The 17,934-nt window shown below is 35.3% G+C and carries 18 protein-coding genes and 1 other RNA gene; 7 read left to right on the forward strand and 12 right to left on the reverse strand.

Annotation, left to right across the window (positions count from 1 at the left end; genetic code table 11):
• Window positions 1-24 precede the first annotated feature (24 nt).
• On the reverse strand, window positions 25-915 hold the full coding sequence (locus HCN53_RS06470; RefSeq protein WP_105019521.1) for a hypothetical protein: 891 nt from the start codon (window positions 913-915) through the stop codon (window positions 25-27).
• A 45-nt stretch (window positions 916-960) separates the two neighbouring features.
• Between HCN53_RS06470 and HCN53_RS06475 the strand changes: the two genes are divergently transcribed.
• Window positions 961-1,317, forward strand: coding sequence for a TM2 domain-containing protein (locus tag HCN53_RS06475; protein WP_105019522.1), 357 nt, complete (start codon window positions 961-963; stop codon window positions 1,315-1,317).
• A gap of 67 nt (window positions 1,318-1,384) precedes the next feature.
• Here the strand turns inward: HCN53_RS06475 and HCN53_RS06480 are convergent, their stop codons facing one another.
• The 4 genes from HCN53_RS06480 to HCN53_RS06495 form a co-directional block, all read right to left on the reverse strand.
• Window positions 1,385-1,996, reverse strand: a complete 612-nt coding sequence (locus HCN53_RS06480) for a porin family protein (protein WP_167342421.1) — start codon at window positions 1,994-1,996, stop codon at window positions 1,385-1,387.
• Between the two features lie 129 nt (window positions 1,997-2,125).
• Complete coding sequence (locus HCN53_RS06485) at window positions 2,126-2,719, reverse strand: porin family protein (protein ID WP_167342422.1); 594 nt, start codon at window positions 2,717-2,719, stop codon at window positions 2,126-2,128.
• 79 nt (window positions 2,720-2,798) lie between these two features.
• Window positions 2,799-3,221: a type II 3-dehydroquinate dehydratase gene (gene aroQ / locus HCN53_RS06490; protein ID WP_167342423.1), complete on the reverse strand. Its 423-nt coding sequence runs from the start codon at window positions 3,219-3,221 to the stop codon at window positions 2,799-2,801.
• A gap of 103 nt (window positions 3,222-3,324) precedes the next feature.
• Window positions 3,325-3,924, reverse strand: a complete 600-nt coding sequence (locus tag HCN53_RS06495; RefSeq protein WP_167342424.1) for a porin family protein — start codon at window positions 3,922-3,924, stop codon at window positions 3,325-3,327.
• A 126-nt stretch (window positions 3,925-4,050) separates the two neighbouring features.
• Here HCN53_RS06495 and xerD point away from each other — a divergent pair, with 126 nt between their 5' ends.
• The gene (gene xerD / locus HCN53_RS06500; protein ID WP_167342425.1) at window positions 4,051-4,962 is read left to right on the forward strand and encodes a site-specific tyrosine recombinase XerD; all 912 of its coding nucleotides are present in this window, start codon (window positions 4,051-4,053) and stop codon (window positions 4,960-4,962) included.
• Window positions 4,963-5,039: 77 nt separating this feature from the next.
• Window positions 5,040-5,987, forward strand: a complete 948-nt coding sequence (locus HCN53_RS06505; protein ID WP_167342426.1) for an aldo/keto reductase — start codon at window positions 5,040-5,042, stop codon at window positions 5,985-5,987.
• 249 nt (window positions 5,988-6,236) lie between these two features.
• Here the strand turns inward: HCN53_RS06505 and rny are convergent, their stop codons facing one another.
• The 4 genes from rny to HCN53_RS06525 form a co-directional block, all read right to left on the reverse strand.
• Window positions 6,237-7,811 carry a ribonuclease Y gene (gene rny, locus HCN53_RS06510; protein ID WP_060524081.1) on the reverse strand — a complete coding sequence of 525 codons (1,575 nt, stop codon included), beginning with the start codon at window positions 7,809-7,811 and terminating at the stop codon, window positions 6,237-6,239.
• Between the two features lie 47 nt (window positions 7,812-7,858).
• Window positions 7,859-7,969: non-coding RNA, 6S RNA (gene ssrS, locus HCN53_RS06515), on the reverse strand.
• 55 nt (window positions 7,970-8,024) lie between these two features.
• Complete coding sequence (locus HCN53_RS06520) at window positions 8,025-8,315, reverse strand: cell division protein ZapA (protein WP_042277571.1); 291 nt, start codon at window positions 8,313-8,315, stop codon at window positions 8,025-8,027.
• A 3-nt stretch (window positions 8,316-8,318) separates the two neighbouring features.
• On the reverse strand, window positions 8,319-8,606 hold the full coding sequence (locus tag HCN53_RS06525; protein WP_042277567.1) for a hypothetical protein: 288 nt from the start codon (window positions 8,604-8,606) through the stop codon (window positions 8,319-8,321).
• 161 nt (window positions 8,607-8,767) lie between these two features.
• On the opposite strand from HCN53_RS06525, the gene HCN53_RS06530 reads away from it, so the two are divergent.
• Complete coding sequence (locus HCN53_RS06530) at window positions 8,768-10,435, forward strand: M23 family metallopeptidase (RefSeq protein WP_206063937.1); 1,668 nt, start codon at window positions 8,768-8,770, stop codon at window positions 10,433-10,435.
• 3 nt (window positions 10,436-10,438) lie between these two features.
• The gene (locus tag HCN53_RS06535; protein ID WP_167342427.1) at window positions 10,439-12,937 is read left to right on the forward strand and encodes a carboxypeptidase-like regulatory domain-containing protein; all 2,499 of its coding nucleotides are present in this window, start codon (window positions 10,439-10,441) and stop codon (window positions 12,935-12,937) included.
• Here HCN53_RS06535 and HCN53_RS06540 read toward each other — a convergent pair.
• Window positions 12,927-14,093 (reverse strand): cysteine desulfurase family protein, encoded by a 1,167-nt coding sequence (locus HCN53_RS06540; protein WP_167342428.1) that lies wholly within the window; start codon window positions 14,091-14,093, stop codon window positions 12,927-12,929. The two genes, HCN53_RS06535 and HCN53_RS06540, sit on opposite strands and share 11 nt — an antisense overlap.
• 73 nt (window positions 14,094-14,166) lie before the next feature.
• Here HCN53_RS06540 and HCN53_RS06545 point away from each other — a divergent pair, with 73 nt between their 5' ends.
• Window positions 14,167-15,063 (forward strand): hypothetical protein, encoded by an 897-nt coding sequence (locus HCN53_RS06545; protein ID WP_105019531.1) that lies wholly within the window; start codon window positions 14,167-14,169, stop codon window positions 15,061-15,063.
• Here the strand turns inward: HCN53_RS06545 and HCN53_RS06550 are convergent.
• Window positions 15,060-15,587 (reverse strand): Smr/MutS family protein, encoded by a 528-nt coding sequence (locus HCN53_RS06550; RefSeq protein ID WP_167342429.1) that lies wholly within the window; start codon window positions 15,585-15,587, stop codon window positions 15,060-15,062. The genes HCN53_RS06545 and HCN53_RS06550 overlap by 4 nt on opposite strands.
• Complete coding sequence (locus HCN53_RS06555) at window positions 15,577-15,810, reverse strand: hypothetical protein (RefSeq protein ID WP_240919408.1); 234 nt, start codon at window positions 15,808-15,810, stop codon at window positions 15,577-15,579. Before HCN53_RS06555 ends, HCN53_RS06550 begins: the two co-directional genes overlap by 11 nt.
• A 76-nt stretch (window positions 15,811-15,886) precedes the next feature.
• Here HCN53_RS06555 and HCN53_RS06560 point away from each other — a divergent pair, with 76 nt between their 5' ends.
• A complete protein-coding gene (locus HCN53_RS06560; protein ID WP_167342430.1) occupies window positions 15,887-17,932 on the forward strand; it encodes a T9SS type A sorting domain-containing protein in 2,046 nt (681 codons plus the stop codon).
• The last annotated feature ends 2 nt before the right edge of the window (window positions 17,933-17,934 follow it).

The raw sequence follows: 17,934 nt of genomic DNA on the forward strand, positions 1-17,934 counted from the left end.
AATAACAAAAACTGTTAAGTGGTGTTATTTTTGAATTTTTGGTTTTTCTTTAAAAAAGGTAAAAGTTACATCTTCACCTACCTTTAGTTGTGAAGTCACATCTATTATTTGACCATCCTTAGCTTCAATTGCAATTTTTGCAGTATTGGGTGGTTTATTTCCAATATTTAAGGCTTTAATTTTAATAGTGTTCACAGGATCTATAAATTCCAAAGGAATTATTTTTTTAGTTGTACTAGGTTCAAAGTCCTTCAATATTTTGCGATCATTGATGGATAATTCTATTTTATCTCCATCTGCTTCTTGATCGTCCCAAATTATTAATTTAATATTCTTGTCTTTTAATATAATGTTCAAATTTTCTCCACCTTTTAATTGATTTTTAGAGAATCTATTGAACATCTTACTCATATTAATTTTCTGTTTAATGCTATCAGGAACTTTATTGGTTCTATTCACTCTTTTTTGAAATTTCTCATTTCGCTTTTTAACCTTCTCTGCCGCTTGCATTACAAGTTCCCCATCTATGCAACTAGTAAGATCGTCATAATATCCCTTAAAGGTTCCTTTAATTTCTGCTTTCCCGTTTAATTTTCTTAAATCACCTGTGAAATAAACGTTGCAAAAATCTATCTCCTTAATGTTAGATTTAGTGTAAATAATCTCGACTTCTCTAAATTCCAATTTATTCTCTTCACTATCATACTTCCCTACTACGGCCGACTTTGTCTCGTGCTCACCATTCATATCAGAGTAAGAAAACCCTTTAATTTTTCCGTTTTCTTCTTTAAAACTAAGATTATAAGTTATGAGAGAACTATCTGGTAATTTGAGCAGTCCCATGTATTCATAATTTTGAGCGTTAGATATTAAACTGAATAAAACTAAAATTAAACCGATTAAATATGATTTCATAAAAAGGTATATATTTGAGTAAATGTAACCAATAAAACAAATTTTATGAAAACAAAATTTACTTTAGTATTAGTAGGTTTATTCATGGTAATGAGTCAATTTGCCTTTGCCTCATTCCCAGTTGAAAGACAAGTTGTTTCTGAAACTGTAGCAATTAGCGATACAGAAACGATGGAAGTAGCTACAACAACATTAACTTCTCCCGCTGCGGTTGCTTGGTCAGAGGATCAAACAGTTGCTATTCTTTTATGGTTTTTCCTAGGAGGATTTGCAGCACACAGATGGTTCTTAAAGAGCCCATGGTACTGGAATGTTCTCTTCATTATCACATTTGGATTCTTCGTTGTAGGATGGGTGATCGATGGTATAGAGATCATTACAGGAAGTTATCCTGGACTGTAAATTTGAAATTTAAAAAAAAAGCCCGTTGAGAAAACTCAACGGGCTTTTTTATTACACTTATTTTTAATTATAAGTCAAATATGAGTCCAGCAGAAATAGCTGTTGAGATGTTAAACAACTTCACATCCTGACCAAAATCATTATTGTTTTCATTAATTCGGCTTAGTCCATAAAAACTTTGGGCTTGGAAAAATAATTCTGTATTCTCCGAAACATCAAATTTATATCCTATCCCGTAACCTAAACCTATATCTAGGCTAGAGACTTGATCCTTTAAATCAATCTCACTACCATCAGAAAGCTCACCTTTTGCACTTAATAATACATTTAAAGAAGGACCAAAATTTACATACCAGTTTCTGTTATCCCCAAAGTGAAAGTTTGCTTGCAATGGAATAGATAAATAATTAAGCTTATCAATATTATTTTCAACATCAGTTCCTTTTGCATCATACAGTAATCCAGTTCTAAAACTCCATCGATCACTAAAATAATAGTCTCCAGTTACTCCAACTACCATAGCTACTCTCAAATCATTGTTTAAATCTACATTACTTCTGTAGTTGGAAAGGTTTAATCCTAATTGAGGAGCAAGAGTAAAGTCACCTTTGTCATTTTGAGCATCTGTTGTAAAGGCAAAACCAGCGACACACAATACCGTTAAAAGAATTTTTTTCATTTGGTTGATTTTTTAAAATTACGGAGTAAAACTAATTTCCATGCTACTACCATAATGTGAAAATTATGTTAACACAAATAAGCCCATTGAGAAAACTCAACGGGCTTTTTAATTTCTGTAAATGATCTATTAATTGAATTTGTATACTAATCCCAAATTAACATTAGTAAAATTAAGACCTAAATCAAATGAATTAGTAGAATCAGAAGCTCCATCTAGCTCAACAGATGAATAGCTTAAAATTCCCACTGTCGCTTCTAGCGCAAAGTTGTTTGAAATGAAGTAACTAACACCTGGAGCAATACCTAGTCCAAAACCATCGGTATTAGATTCAAAAGCACCTTGCTCGTTTTCAACAGAAAGGTAAGCAACCGATAATTGTCCAAATAAAGAAAATTGACTACTTGGAGTTACATAATATCTTCCTGTAGCCTCGATGGCTATTGTAGTTGATTCAAAATCAACGACTCCAGGCTCCTCAAATGTTGAAGATGATAATCCTAATCCTAATCCTATAGCGATGTTGTCAGAAACAAAATATCCAACTGATGGTGCGAATTCTAAAGTGTTTTCTTTACGATCGCCAGTACTTTCTGTACTTATTCCAATTGATCCAGTAACAAATAAATCGCCTTGGGAGTAACCACCTGTATTTTCCTCTTGAGCGTTTGACATACCCATTCCAAATACTGCAAACGCAGCTACAAATAACATTTTTTTCATGATTGATTGTTTAAAATAATAATGAAGTAAAAATATCTGTTTGAAATGAGGTTATTGTTAATAGAATATTAATGCACTATTATCTTATGGATAGATAATGCATACCTAATTCATAACCTAATAATCCAAAACCACTTATCACTCCTGCGGCATGTTTAGATATATAGGACACATGTCTAAACTCTTCTCTTTTCATCACATTTGAGATATGAACTTCAATAACTGGTGTGGTTATTCCTGCAACAGCATCAGCTATCGCAACCGATGTATGCGTATATGCGCCTGCATTAAATAAGATCACCTCGTATCCATGACGATCGGCTTTATGCAATTGATTGATCAACTCACCTTCTACATTACTTTGGTAATATTCAATAGTGACATGAGGTAGTTTTGCCCTTAAAGCTTTTAAATAATCATCAAAACTTTCTGCTCCATAAACTTCTGGCTCGCGTTTCCCTAGCAAGTTTAAATTAGGTCCATTAAGTATAAGTACTTTCATATGGTAAATATATCGGTAGTTACGCTTTCGCGAAAGCGTAAACTTAAAAAAGCCTGTTATCTAATAAATAACAGGCCTTTCATTTTTCTTTTTCCTTATCGTTCTAGAACTTGTATCCTATTGAAAGTTGAAGGTTAGAGTTGGTGATATCATCTCCAAACGTATCATTATCTTCAAACACATTGTTCAAACCAATCATATAACGAGCACTTATCATAAATCCTTCAAGCGATGTTCCCTCTTTGAATTTATATGCAAATCCACCACCAGCGCTTAGATCCAACTCTTCGGCATCAGCGTCTTGTTCTATATCTACTAGTCCGCCTTCTTGTGTGAACTCATCATTTACTAGAATTCCAAATTGTGGTCCTGCTTCGATTGAAAAACCAGAATCTGCAATGTAAAATTTAGCCAAAATTGGAATATTGATATAATCCAACTTTAACTTACTCTCTACCCCATTTGCTTCCGATTGTAAACCTTGTTGTGAGTAAACAGCCTCTGCTTGCAACCCAAAAGAAGAATTGAACATGTATTCACCTGTTAAACCTACATGGAAACCAGTACGACCATCAGTATCTTCAACAGAATCTCCTTGCAACTTTGCAAAGTTTACACCACCTTTAACTCCAAAGTCGATTTCTTGTGCCTGAACAGTAATAGCACTTACCGCTAGAGCAATTGTAAAAAGTAATTTTTTCATAGTTATTTATTTTTGTTGCACAAGATTACTGGAAATTTAAACACACATAACTTAAATTATTTTTAAGAGCTGTTAAAACTAGTTAATAACAAAGCCCTTTTTAAGATCATAATTAATTGAATATAAATGAAATACAACGCTTGGGATTCTATAATAAAAAGCTTTAAATCTTACTCTAGAATCGAGCGTGGACTATCAGAAAACACTATAAAAGCATACACTAGGGATCTCAATAAACTCAAGAATTACCTTACTGAGAGTGATCAAACAGTGAAACCAGAAAACATCTCCAGTGAACAACTTAAAGAGTTTATCTACCATATATCTAAAGAGGTTAAGCCACGTTCACAAGCAAGGATAACAAGTAGTTTAAAAGCTTTTTTTCTCTATTTAATATTAGAAAATTATAGAAAAGACCAACCTATGGATTTGATTGAAAGTCCAAAAATAGGACGCAAGCTACCAGATACTCTTACCCTTGAAGAAATTGATCAACTACTCGCTGCCATAGATAGATCTACCCCAGAAGGTGAACGCAATCGCGCTATCATTGAAACATTATACGGATGTGGTCTTAGGGTAAGTGAATTAATTACATTAAGATTAAGTGACCTACTTTTTGAGGAAGGATTTATTAAAGTTATAGGTAAAGGTAACAAGCAGCGGTTTGTCCCTGTAAGTGAATATACTATTAAGGCGATCAACTTATATCGTGATGAAGTACGCGTTCATCAAAAAATAGACCTAAAACATCAAGACACTTTATTTCTTAATCGTCGAGGAAAAGGTCTTACCAGGGCTATGATTTTTCATATAATAAAGCAATTAACGCAACTCGCAGGTATTAAAAAAACTATAAGTCCACACACTTTTAGACACAGCTTTGCCACTCATCTACTAGAAAATGGTGCCGATTTAAGATCGATTCAGGCCATGATGGGGCACGAAAGTATCACTACAACCGAAATTTACATGCACGTTGACCGCAAGCACCTAGAACAAGTGATTCATCAATATCATCCTTGGGCAAAACAGTAACCTATTAAAGTTTTTATAAACTAGCATTCATTTTTGGGTATCGCTTTCGCGAAAGCTAACTTTAACAAAAAACAAAAATGAAAACATTAAAATTTAGAAATGGGGATGAACTCCAGGCTATAGGTTTAGGTACATGGAAATCTGCACCAGGTGAAGTGAAAAAAGCCGTAATCACAGCACTAGAAAACGGGTATAAACACATAGATTGTGCTGCCATTTATGGAAATGAAAAAGAAATTGGTGAAGCTTTCAATGAGGTTTTCTCAAAGGGAGAAATAAAAAGAGAAGATGTGTGGATCACATCAAAGCTATGGAACAACGCTCACTTACCAGAAGATGTTGAACCTGCCCTAGATCAAACCTTGAAAGACTTGCAACTGGATTACCTAGATTTATACCTAATTCACTGGCCCGTTGCATTTAAACCCGATGTAAAGAACCCTGAAAAACCTGAGGATTACTTAACACCCGATGAAGCTCCTATCCATAAAACGTGGGAAGCTATGACCGAATTGAAGCAAAAAGGAAAGGCAAAACATATAGGAGTTTCCAATTTCTCAATCAAAAAGCTTGAAGATTTAATGAGCAAGACTGACGAGACTCCTGAAATGAATCAAGTTGAGTTACACCCTTTGCTACAACAAAACGAGCTTTTTGAATACTGCAGTAAAAATAGAATTCACTTAACAGCTTATTCTCCATTGGGTAGTGGTGACAGATCCGAAGGTATGAAACAAGCTGATGAGCCCAACATGTTTGAACTTGATGCGATCAAAAACATTGCTCAAAAACACAATGCTAGTGAAGGTCAAGTGCTTATCAACTGGTCAGCAAATCGTGGTACAGCGGTTATTCCTAAATCAACCAATGAAGGGCGTATTAAAGAAAATCTAGCTGCTGCCGCTGTAAATTTTGACAAGGAAGATTTGAAAGAGCTCTCAAATCTAGATCGTCATTACAGATATGTAACAGGGAAATTCTTTGAAGTTCCAGAAAAGGGATATGACAATATTTATAATGAATAAAAATTTACCCTATATGGGGTATTTTTTGAATTAGATATTCTTCTCATCTTTGACAAAGAGAAAGCAATCAAGTTCATGGAGTAAGAGAGTTAGGGGACTTTTACTTCACAAAAAATTGAGCTGATTCTCAAAGTCATAAGCCAAAAAACTTATGAGGTTTAGGAAGGTTGTAGGGGATTTTTCTAAATCAAATTAAAAAACCGTTCTGAGAGATCAGAACGGTTTTATTATTTGTTAGCATTTTTAAAATTACTTGGCAATATTTACCGCTCTCGTTTCTCGTATTACAGTAACCTTTACCTGACCAGGGTAGGTCATGTCCGTTTGGATTTTTTGAGAAATCTCAAAAGAAAGCTGTGCCGCTTTTTCATCATTAATTTTCTCGCTTTCTACCATAACTCGTAATTCTCTACCTGCTTGAATGGCATAAGCTTTTTCTACTCCTGGAAAACCAAAGGCTATATCTTCAAGGTCTTTTAATCGTTGAATATAAGAATCCAGAACTTGTCTACGCGCACCTGGTCTAGCACCACTTATGGCATCACAAACCTGTACTATAGGTGATAATAGAGATGTCATCTCGATTTCATCATGGTGAGCACCAATAGCATTGCAAACTTCAGGTTTTTCACCATTTTTTTCGGCAAGTTTCATACCGAGAATAGCGTGAGGAGTTTCATCTTCAGTTTCAGGCACCTTACCTATATCGTGCAGAAGACCTGCACGTTTAGCTAGTTTAGGATTAAGTCCTAGTTCACTCGCCATGGTTCCACATAATTTGGCTACTTCTCTACTATGCTGTAATAAGTTTTGACCGTAGGAAGAACGATACTTCATTCTACCTACCATTTTTACTAGTTCAGGATGAAGACCGTGAATTCCTAAATCAATAACGGTACGTTTACCTACCTCTACTATTTCTTGGTCTATTTGTTTACGAGTCTTACGAACTACCTCTTCGATACGAGCTGGGTGAATTCTACCATCAGTTACTAATTTATGCAAGGAAAGTCTAGCTACTTCTCTTCTTACTGCATCAAAGCAAGATAAGATAATTGCATCTGGAGTATCATCTACTATTATCTCAACTCCAGTTGCCGCCTCAATCGCTCTGATATTACGACCTTCACGACCTATAATACGACCTTTAACATCATCACTTTCTAGGTTAAAGACGGAAACACAATTCTCTACAGCTTCTTCTGTCCCTATACGCTGAATAGTGTTTATAATAACCTTACGTGCTTCTTGTTGAGCAGTCATTTTGGCTTCTTCAATAGTTGTCTGGATAATGCTCATGGCTTCTGTCTTTGCCTTATCCTTAAGTGACTCTACAAGTTGTTTCTTTGCATCTTCACCAGACATTCCACTTATAACTTCAAGCTGCTTTACTTGAGATTCGTGCAGCTTTTCAACCTCATCTAGACGCTTATAAACGCTTGCACGCTTACTTTCAACATCCTTAAGTTTATCCTCTAAACTTTGATTGAGTTTTTTATTTTTTGATAATTCACTTGAAGCCTTTGACTCTTTATCTCGAGTTCTCTTTTCGGCGTCGTTCATTTTCTTTTCTCGCTGCATGATTTCCTTCTCATGCTTTGATTTGAGCTCGATGAATTTTTCTTTTGCTTTATAGGTTTTATCATTATAAAGCTTTTCGCCTTTAATTTCGGCATCTTTTAGAAGGCTGTCTGCTTCCTTTTTTGCATCGGCAATAATTTTTGATGCTTTTCCTTTTTCAATTATAGATTTTGCAATTAAAAATCCTATTGCTAATCCTATTATTAGCGCCACTATGGCGATTATTATACCTGTTGTATCCATGGTTGTTGACTATATATAAAAAAACCTGCACTAGTTGGGTTTTGAATGAACTCCTTAAATAAAGTTTAAGGCTAACTGATTGATCAAGGGTCTGGCATTATAACCAGCATGCTTTTACAACCACGACTCACCTTTTTTAAAGAATTATAGTGTTGAGTTCACCAAAAAATTGAACCAGTGCAGGTAGTAACTTTATTATTTTAAAAGAACGTCTTAAGAAAGGTGATTATCTAGTAAATGCTCGATATTATCCAGCATTTTTTTAGCATTTTCAACATCACTATTCTTATCTATTTTAATTTGCTCTGCTTGAGCTGCAAACTGTAGAGCACACATAGCTAGAACATCTTGTTTATCCCTTACGGCATAATTATTCTCCAGCTGTTGTATCATTTTTTCTATATTCTTTGCAGCTATACGAAGACCTTCTTCTCGAGAAGGTTCTATGGTAAGAGGATAAACTCTATCTGCAATAGAAATTTTGACTTTTTGCCTCTGACTCATAGTTTACGTAAGTTGAGCTATACACTTATCAATTTCTTTAACAAGTGCATTTATCTTGAGCTTTGTTTTTGTTTTGTACTCGTCACTACCCAGCATTGCGTTTGCCGTTTTGAGAGCTACCATCTTATCCTCTGTTGCTTTTAACGATTGTAAAAGTTCATTATTGTCTTTTTCCAATGTTGAAGTAAGTGTTTTTTCATCCATTAACTCCTGTCGCAACCTAGCATTTTCTTGTAATAAAGTCTTTACTTTTAACTCTATAGAAGAAAGTTGAGATGTTAGATCATTCATACGGCATTATTTTCTGCTGTATTTACAAATCTAAAATTATACCTAGAGATTTCAAACAAAAGTGGAACAAACTTTGACATTATTTGTAAAATTAATCCTGCTAAACCTATATTAGTGCCATGATGCAACGTTTATTTATTTCTACCTTTTTCATAATGTGCATGTTCCATTTCGGCGAAAGCCAAACCAACAAAAAAATTCTTGAAGGATATTTTATCAATCCTTTAGATATAGACATGAAACTAAGCGGGACTTTTGGTGAGTTAAGGTCAAATCATTTTCATAGTGGTCTAGACATAAAAACAAATCAAAGAACTGGTGCCAAAGTGTATGCTGTGGCAAATGGTTATGTGAGCCGTATTAAAATTGAAAGATACGGTTATGGTAAAGCTTTGTACGTGACGCATCCTAACGGTTATACTAGTGTCTATGCGCACCTAGAAAAATTTGCTCCCAGAATAGAGGAATACGTAAAGAAAAGGCAATATGAAAAAGAAAGTTTTGAAATCCAACTGTTTCCAACAGACTTAGAGTTACGAGTAGACCAAGGAGATATAATCGCCTATAGCGGAAATAGTGGTGGTAGCGGTGGTCCTCACTTACATTTTGAAATAAGGGATAGTGCTGCAAAACCGATCAATCCAATGTTAATGGATATAGAAATCCCAGACACCAAGGCTCCTATTGTTAAACAGGTTATGGCCTATCCTCTAGATGAAAACAGCACCATCAATGGTCGCAATCAACCCGAATTGATAAGATTGATCCCTTTAAAAAATGGCGATTTTAAAACGGAAAATTTCAAAGCCTATGGGCAAATAGGTATAGGAGTAAACACTAATGATCGACAGAATGGAGCCGCTAACCAAAATGGAGTTTACCGCATTAAATCCTACCTTAACGGCACTAAAAATTTTCAAATCACTTTTGACACCTATGCTTTTAATGAGACTCGATATTTAAACCGTCTTATCGATTATAACCATTTTAAAAAGACTAAAAGTCGAATTACAAAATTGTTTATTCCAGAAGGTTCTCCTTTAAGTCTTTATGAAGATCATATAGATTATGGTGTTTTAAGTTGCTATGATGCCGGTGTAACCAATCAACTTAAAGTTGAAGTAATGGACTTCAAAGACAACACAACCAGCATTCATTTAAAAATCACCACTGATCAACCACCAGGAGAAAGAATGATTCCAGACAATTCGCATTTGTCTTATGTAAATCATAGAGAAAGTTTTACTTACAACGACGGTGCTTTTAATGTGTCAATCCCTAAAGGAGCTCTTTACCAGAACAGTTTATTAGATATCAAAGTAAATAGCGATACAGTAAAAATTCATCAGGATGAAATACCCTTACACAAGAATATTTATATCAATTACAACCTAAAATCTAAAAAGGAAGAAAATCTCAAACAGTATTATATAGGACGAGTTACTGATTGGGGAAGCGTTTACTACACTTCTTCAAAAATTAAAAATGGAGTTCTTACAGGTAGCACCAGATACTTTGGCACCTATGCAGTAAGCAAGGATTACACGCCACCTACCATTACCCCAATTAGCTTTAAAAACAAACAGTGGATATCTAATCATAAGACTTTGAAAATTAAAATTGATGATGCACAAACTGGTATCAAAGGATATCGTGCAACAGTTAATGGAGAATTCATTTTAATGGAGTACGACTATAAAACAAAATTACTGGTACACGATTTTGAAGATGGAGTCGTTAAAGATGGAGAAAACAACCTAAAAGTGATTGTAACGGATAATGTGGGAAATAGCACTACATTTGATGCAGTCTTTTACCGTAAAAACTAATTTTTGAAACAGCTTTTAACCTCGGTTTTTTTATTATTATCATTTCTTTCATTTAGTCAAAATGCCACAATTACCGGTGTTATTCTAAACGAAAAAAACTTACCAGTAGGTGACATTAATGTAAGCATTACAGGCACCTTAATTGGTAACGCAACAGACAACAGCGGTTTCTATAAAATCATAGTGCCAGCAAACGAATTACTCGAATTAAAGTTTTCTGCAATTGGTTATGAAACTATTATCATAAAAAATTTAAAACTGGCAAACAATCAGGTTTTTGAACTTAATCCGGTTATTAAATCTACTATTGAGGAATTTAAGCCTATCGAAATAGATGCGATAAGAGACAATGAACTTAGAGGGATTACAAAAATTAAACCTGCCATTATAAGGAATATGATAGGTGCTCAACCTGGTGTTGAAAATCTTCTTAAATCCTTACCTAGTATTAGTAGCAACAATGAATTGAGCACTCAATACAATGTAAGAGGTGGAAATTTTGATGAAAATCTAGTTTATATAAATGAGATTGAGGTTTACAGACCTTTTCTTATACGTAGTGGTCAACAAGAAGGGTTGAGTATTGTCAATTCTGATTTGGTACGAGATGTGAAGTTTAGCGCTGGTGGATTTCAAGCACGATACGGTGATAAGTTAAGCTCTGTTTTGGATATTGAATACCGTCGTCCTACCCAATTTGCTGCTGGAATCGACGCTTCTTTATTAGGAGTAAACAGCTATGTAGAAGGTACCGCTTTCGCGAAAGCGTTAACAGCAACTCTAGGAGTACGATATAGAGACAATAGCTTATTTGTGAACTCTAGAGAAACTGAAGCCATTACCATTCCAAGGTTTTTTGATGCTCAAACACACCTCACCTATCAATTATCTCCTAAATTTGAATTAAGCTTCCTGGGAAACATTGCTATCAATGATTATGAATTTGAACCACTTACCTCTCAAACAAATTTTGGTACAGTAAACGATGCTCAAGCTTTAATTATTGACTATGACGGTCAAGAAAACGATAGGTACGAGACCTACTTTGGCGCAATAAAAGCCAGTTATGATGTTAATGATAACTTGAATGTAAGGTTAATATCTAGTATTTATCACACTCAAGAACAGGAATACTATGACATTCTTGCAAGGTATAGCATCGGTCGCCCAAATACAGATATAGGAGGAAGTGATCTAGGAGAAGTAGATTTTACAACCTCCATAGGAAGTGAACTAGATCATGGACGTAATAATCTAGATGCACTTATCACTACTGCACAACTTAAATCAACTTACACCATACCTAGCTCCAAAAAAAATAAAGACGTTATCGATGCTAGTATTAAATTTAACAAGGAAGACATTAGAGATAGGTTAAGGGAATATACGGTTATAGATAGCGCCGGATTTAGCGTAAGGCCACCATTACCAGAATTTAGAAACCAACAACCTTATTTTTCATATACAGCTCCTTTAGTACCGTTTGAATCTGCAAGGGCCGATAATGATATTACCATCGATCGAGTACAGGCTTTTATACAATATAGTAGCCGTGGATATCTAGGAGATCACGAAACCTTCTGGAATGCAGGGATAAGATCTCATACATGGACTGTAGCCGGCGATGGAGTTGATAGTAATACTCAAACTGTATTTTCACCTAGAGCTCAATTTGCTATAAAACCGTATTGGAAGAAAACAGATATGTTGTTCAGGCTATCTGGTGGATTATACCATCAACCACCTTTTTATAGAGAGTTAAGAGATCAACAGGGAACGGTGCAACCACAAGTCGAGGCACAAAAATCAGTTCATATTGTTCTAGGGAATGACTGGAGTTTTAATTGGTCTTCTAAAAAAGACGAAATAAGACCATTTAAACTGACTACCGAGGTTTATTATAAAGATTTATGGGATGTGAATACCTACACTCTTGAAAATGTTAGGCTACGATATAGAGCAAACAACAATGCTACGGCCTATGCCTATGGGGTAGAAACAAGAATGAATGGCGAGTTTATCAAAGGAACTGAAAGCTGGATATCTCTTGCATACATGTGTACCCAAGAAAACTTGGACAATCGAGGATTTATTGATCGACCTACTGATCAAAGACTAAAGGCTGCATTCCTATTTCAAGATTATGTTCCTACAATACCTAATTTAAGAGCCTACTTGAATATGGTTTATAGTACAGGGTTACCAGGCGGATCACCTAGTTATGCAGATCCTTATGATTTTCAATTTAGGCTTAAAGATTACTTTAGAGCAGACCTTGGCGTACAACTCGAGCTTGTAGGACCTAATAAAGTTGCTAGAGATGACAGCTGGTTAGCCAACTTTACCGAACTTTCTATAGGTGCTCAAATCTATAACATATTCAATTACGAAAATCAAATATCAAATCTTTGGGTGAGAGATGTAGCTAGTCAGGCACAATACGCGGTGCCTGTAAGATTAACTCCTAGAGTTTTTAATATAAGATTACTAGCTAGACTGTAGCAGTTGAAAATTGCTCGATATACTCCTTGAGAACATTTATTACGTAATCCAATTCTTCTTTAGTATTGTAGATTGAAAAACTAAATCTTAGACTAGGTTTATTTAAATCCTCTCCTTTAAGAACGTTACTAAGCACATGACTTCCTTTTTGTGCTCCGCTTTGACACGCACTTCCTTTTGAGCAAGCAATTCCTTTCAGGTCTAAAGTAAAAAGAAGCATCGCAGCTTTGTCTGCAGGAATCGGTAAACACACATTCAATAAGGTAAAGGTGCTTTTATCTTCCTTGGAACAATTACCATTAAATTTTATACCTGGCACATTACTTATTAATTGGTCTTTGAAGTAATTCTTAAGTTCTAGAACGTAACTTCTTTCTTCTTCTAGATTATCATAAGCCATTTGTAATGATTTGTCTAGGCCTACTATATTATGAACACTTTCAGTACCAGCTCTTACACCACGCTCTTGTGAACCACCTACAATTAATGCTTGTAATCCTGATCCTTTCCTTACAAAAGCAAATCCAACTCCTTTAGGACCGTGAAACTTATGAGCACTCACGGCTGTAAAATCTACGGGAATTTCTGAAAAATCTAATTCATAGTGACCAATAGATTGCACGCAATCACTATGAAACAAAGCATTGTACTGTTTACATAATTTTGCTATTGATTTTATATCTATTTTATTTCCTATTTCATTGTTCACATGCATTAAAGAAACTAGCGTTTTCTCATCTGACTCTTTCAACAATTCCTCTAGATGTTCTTCGTCAGGCGTTCCACATTCTTTTAATCTTACATGAACCTTAGTAGCGCCATGTTTTTCACAGGCTTGATCAATAGCGTATAAGACAGCATGATGTTCAATAGGCGTCGAAATAATTCTAGTAACACCTAAGTCCCGCACACAACTAATTATAGCAAGGTTATCAGCCTCAGTACCACCAGATGTAAAAATGATCTCGGCAGCACTTACGTTCAATACCTTTGCAACATTCTTTCTTGCCGTTTCAATCAAAGATTTGGCTTCTCTTCCGTAACTATGAGTTGAGCTAGGGTTACCATAAACTTCGGTCATTACCTTCGTCATTTCCTCAATAACTTCTGGTCTCATTTGAGTTGTTGCTGCGCTGTCTAGATATACTTTTCTCATAACAGCAAAAATAAATTAATTAAGAATATTATATAGTAACTCACGTTAATACTTAAGTTCTATTTTTGTATCCATGAAGAAGTTACTTTACTTATTACCCATTTTTCTTTTTAGCTGCGATGATGGCGATGTTATCGTGCAAGAATTTGATTTTGAAAATGTATCAGTTGATGCATGCGAATCAGATTTTTTGAATAGTAATGAATACATTTTTTACAAAAACAACGGTCAAGAAACAATCTTCATTCAGTTTTCTACGACCGACGGTATTTTATTAGAAAACAACACCTATGGAAACTACTCAGTAGGAACTAACAACTCTATTGAATACCGCAAATTATCAGATGATATCCCATCTGATTATTACTGTAATAATATTCCCATTCAAGGAATTGACGTACTAGATGTGTTTACAGCAACAGCTGGTGATATTTCAATTGTCACAATAACTAATAGTGAAACAGACAATGACGGTATACCTAACGAACTTGAAACTGGAGACTACGACAATGATGGCATACCTGATATAATAGATCTAGATGATGATGGTGACAACGTACCTACAGTAGATGAAGGCGTGGTAATCACCAATGGCATGATAGATCTAGCTCTCAGTCGTGATACAGACAGTGATGGGATTTTGGATTACCTAGACACAGATGATGACGGCGATGGAATCCTTACCTCACAAGAAGATGTTGACGGTGATCTAAACCCGAGAAATGACATAACAAATGGAATTCCAAACTACCTGAATCCTGCTGTAAGCGATACATTTACAACAACCATAGATACCGCTATCCCTAATAGTTATAGCAGATCCTCGAATCTTGATATTACAATATCCAATTTGATTCTAACCGATGGCAACAATGAGGTATTACTAGGAACTTTTGATTTTGGAACCTACATTTCTCCCGTACTTATCATTGAAACTACCGGCGAAGTAAATACAGTAATAACAAACTAGGACTTGTTTTGATAGAAATACACTTCAGTTGCACCCAGTCCGTACTTCTTGAAGTCGGCATCATAATAAGTTAAATGCTCATAACGATTAAGTAAATACTCGAGCTCGGTTTTTAATACACCAGTTCCCACTCCATGGATCAAAATTAATTTGGGAATTCTGTTTTGTAGAGCCCATTCCACTTTAGAACGAGCTACCTGCAGTTGTAAATCTAACTTTTCATGCGGTTGCATGTAAGCATCCTTATTAGTTAGTTGATGAATATGCAAATCGACTTCTATCGGTGGTAGTTGCCCTTTTTTCCTTTTTTTCGATTGTTTTTTCTTAGGCTCTTCTGCCATAGAGATATCCACGGCACCTATTTGGAATGTTTGATCTAGAATAACCTGCTTGGGATCTACTTGGATTTCTATTTCCTCATCTGTAATTATGGTAAGTGATTCCGCTTTCGCGAAAGCGACAACACCACGTACATCGTCGTCGATAAAGGTTATCCTATCCCCTTTTTTGAATTTACGACTCATCAGAATCTAGATGATCATCTTTAGTTTTAACCCAATGTTGACTTGCTCTATAAGCCCCAAACATCAACAAAACTAATCCAATAATTTTTATGTATACCGAAGTATTTTCATCAATGAGAGCGTAAGCAAGTAGAACTCCACCTAAAAAAATTAAAATACCGTTTATGGATTGCTTGACCATCGTTTTGGGCTCAAAAATAGTCCTTTTATCGATAAACCACATTGAAACATGGTCTTTTAACCATAATTTTTAAGATTTCTATGGTAAAAGTTTATTTTTGTTCTATAATAAGAGTAGTATGAAAAATTTTATAATTACCGCATTTTTAAGCATATACGCAATAACCGCAGCTGCCCAAGTTGTTGTGGTAGGTGATAATTTCATCTATTCTCAAGGAGTCAATCTATTTTCTAAAGGAAGCATTGATTTAAATGATGCCGACTCTAGAATTTACCTAAGAGAAGAAGCGCAACTTATTCAAAATGACAATGTAAGTAATGCTGGTGACGGCTTTATTTCTATTTTCCAAGAAGGTACCGCTGATCAGTTTAATTACAACTATTGGTCTGCACCAGTAGGTGATGTGGCAACAGCATCTGGAAACGAAGGTTTTTCAATGACTCAAATCTATTATCCTACAGGAATCCTTACTGGAACAGCTGCCGATGATGAAAATTATTTCAATAGGACTATTACTGCAGAAAACGCTAATTTCTTAAATTATAATGCTCGCGATGGTGTTTCAGATGATGGGACAGCAACCAATCCTCTTGAAATTGCAAGTAGATGGATATACAATTATGACAGTGCAGGGAACGCAATACCAGGAAATGCCTATTCAGGATGGAATTATCTAGGTGGTAGTGGTTTTGTGAATGCTGGATATGGTTTTAGCATGAAAGGTGTTTCTGGAACTAATGGGATTGCAGTAAATCCTAATCTTAGAGAATATCAAAATGGTCAAATCGGACAACGATATGATTTTAGAGGACGTCCTAATAATGGTAATATTACCGTAGGTGTGGCAGATGACGAGGTTTCACTAGTAGGTAATCCTTATCCAAGCGCACTTGATTTAAAACAATTTTTATTTGAAAATTCGACTGTAAGATATGGTGTAGGAAGCGATCCTGCAGAAGTTGCTACAGTAGATGACACAAAGTTAGATCCATCTATTTTATTCTGGCAATCTAATGCCTCTGGTAGTCACATGCTTACTGCATATGAAGGAGGATATGGTATTTATTCACCTGATGGATATGATGTAACGGCACCAGGGTCAGGGATATTTGCTACTGAAGGTAATTATGTTCCTGCTGCCTTTTATTCATACGACAATAGTGGTAATCCAATTACAAACACATCACCTGGACTAGCAAGCCCAGTAGGAGCAACACTTAGATACGCTCCTGTAGGACAAGGATTTATGATAAGACGAAATGCAAGCGGTTTTACCGCTCCTAATGGAACTTATTTCCCTCCTATTGCTAATTTAACTACCGGAACGGCTTTACCATCAGGAGCTAATGGGGAAGACCAAATCGTATTTACTAACACTCAAAGAGATTTTGTTAGAGAAAGTGGTGGTAACTCCTTAATGCTAAGAGGTTCTGGAAACGGTGGCGCACAAAATAGTGCTTATGCTAACCAGTCGCCTAAATTTAGAATGAATGTAATCATAAATGATACTTACACTAGACAATTATTATTAACCTTTAGAGACAACCTTTCTCTTAACTACGACTCAGCTGTGGATGCTAGAGTTCCAGGGCTCTTGGATACTGATATTTTTGTTAATGTAGAAGGTGGTGCGTTTTCAATTGCAGGTCAAAAATATGATGAAGACATGGGCATTCCTCTAGGACTACTAGTTGATCAAAACGCATCTAATGATGCTACTTTCAATTTTTCAGTTGTAGAACAAATTAATTTTACGCCTAACAATATTTATATTTATGACACCATTGATGATGTGTATTATAACATAACGAGAAGCTCACAAGGGATACAATTACCTTCAGGTCATGCGTCAATGGATCGTTTTGAGATTAGATTTAAAGACACTAGCAACACTTTATCTAATGATACTATTGACGAACTAGGCTTCACAGTATTTCAAAATAACAGAAAACAAAACTTAACTGTATATAATCCAGAGCTGCAAAAGGTTTCTAATATATCGTTGTATGATCTTTCTGGACGATTAATTTTTAATGAAAAACCATCTACAGCTCAAACAGAATACACGTTTAACACTGCAACCTTGTCGAGCGCCTTATACATAGTTAAAGTAACTACCGAGGCAAACAAAGAAGCAGCTATCAAAATAAGTATTGCTAATTAAAC

This window comes from Nonlabens sp. SY33080 (genome assembly GCF_011784885.1).
Taxonomy (GTDB): domain Bacteria; phylum Bacteroidota; class Bacteroidia; order Flavobacteriales; family Flavobacteriaceae; genus Nonlabens; species Nonlabens tegetincola.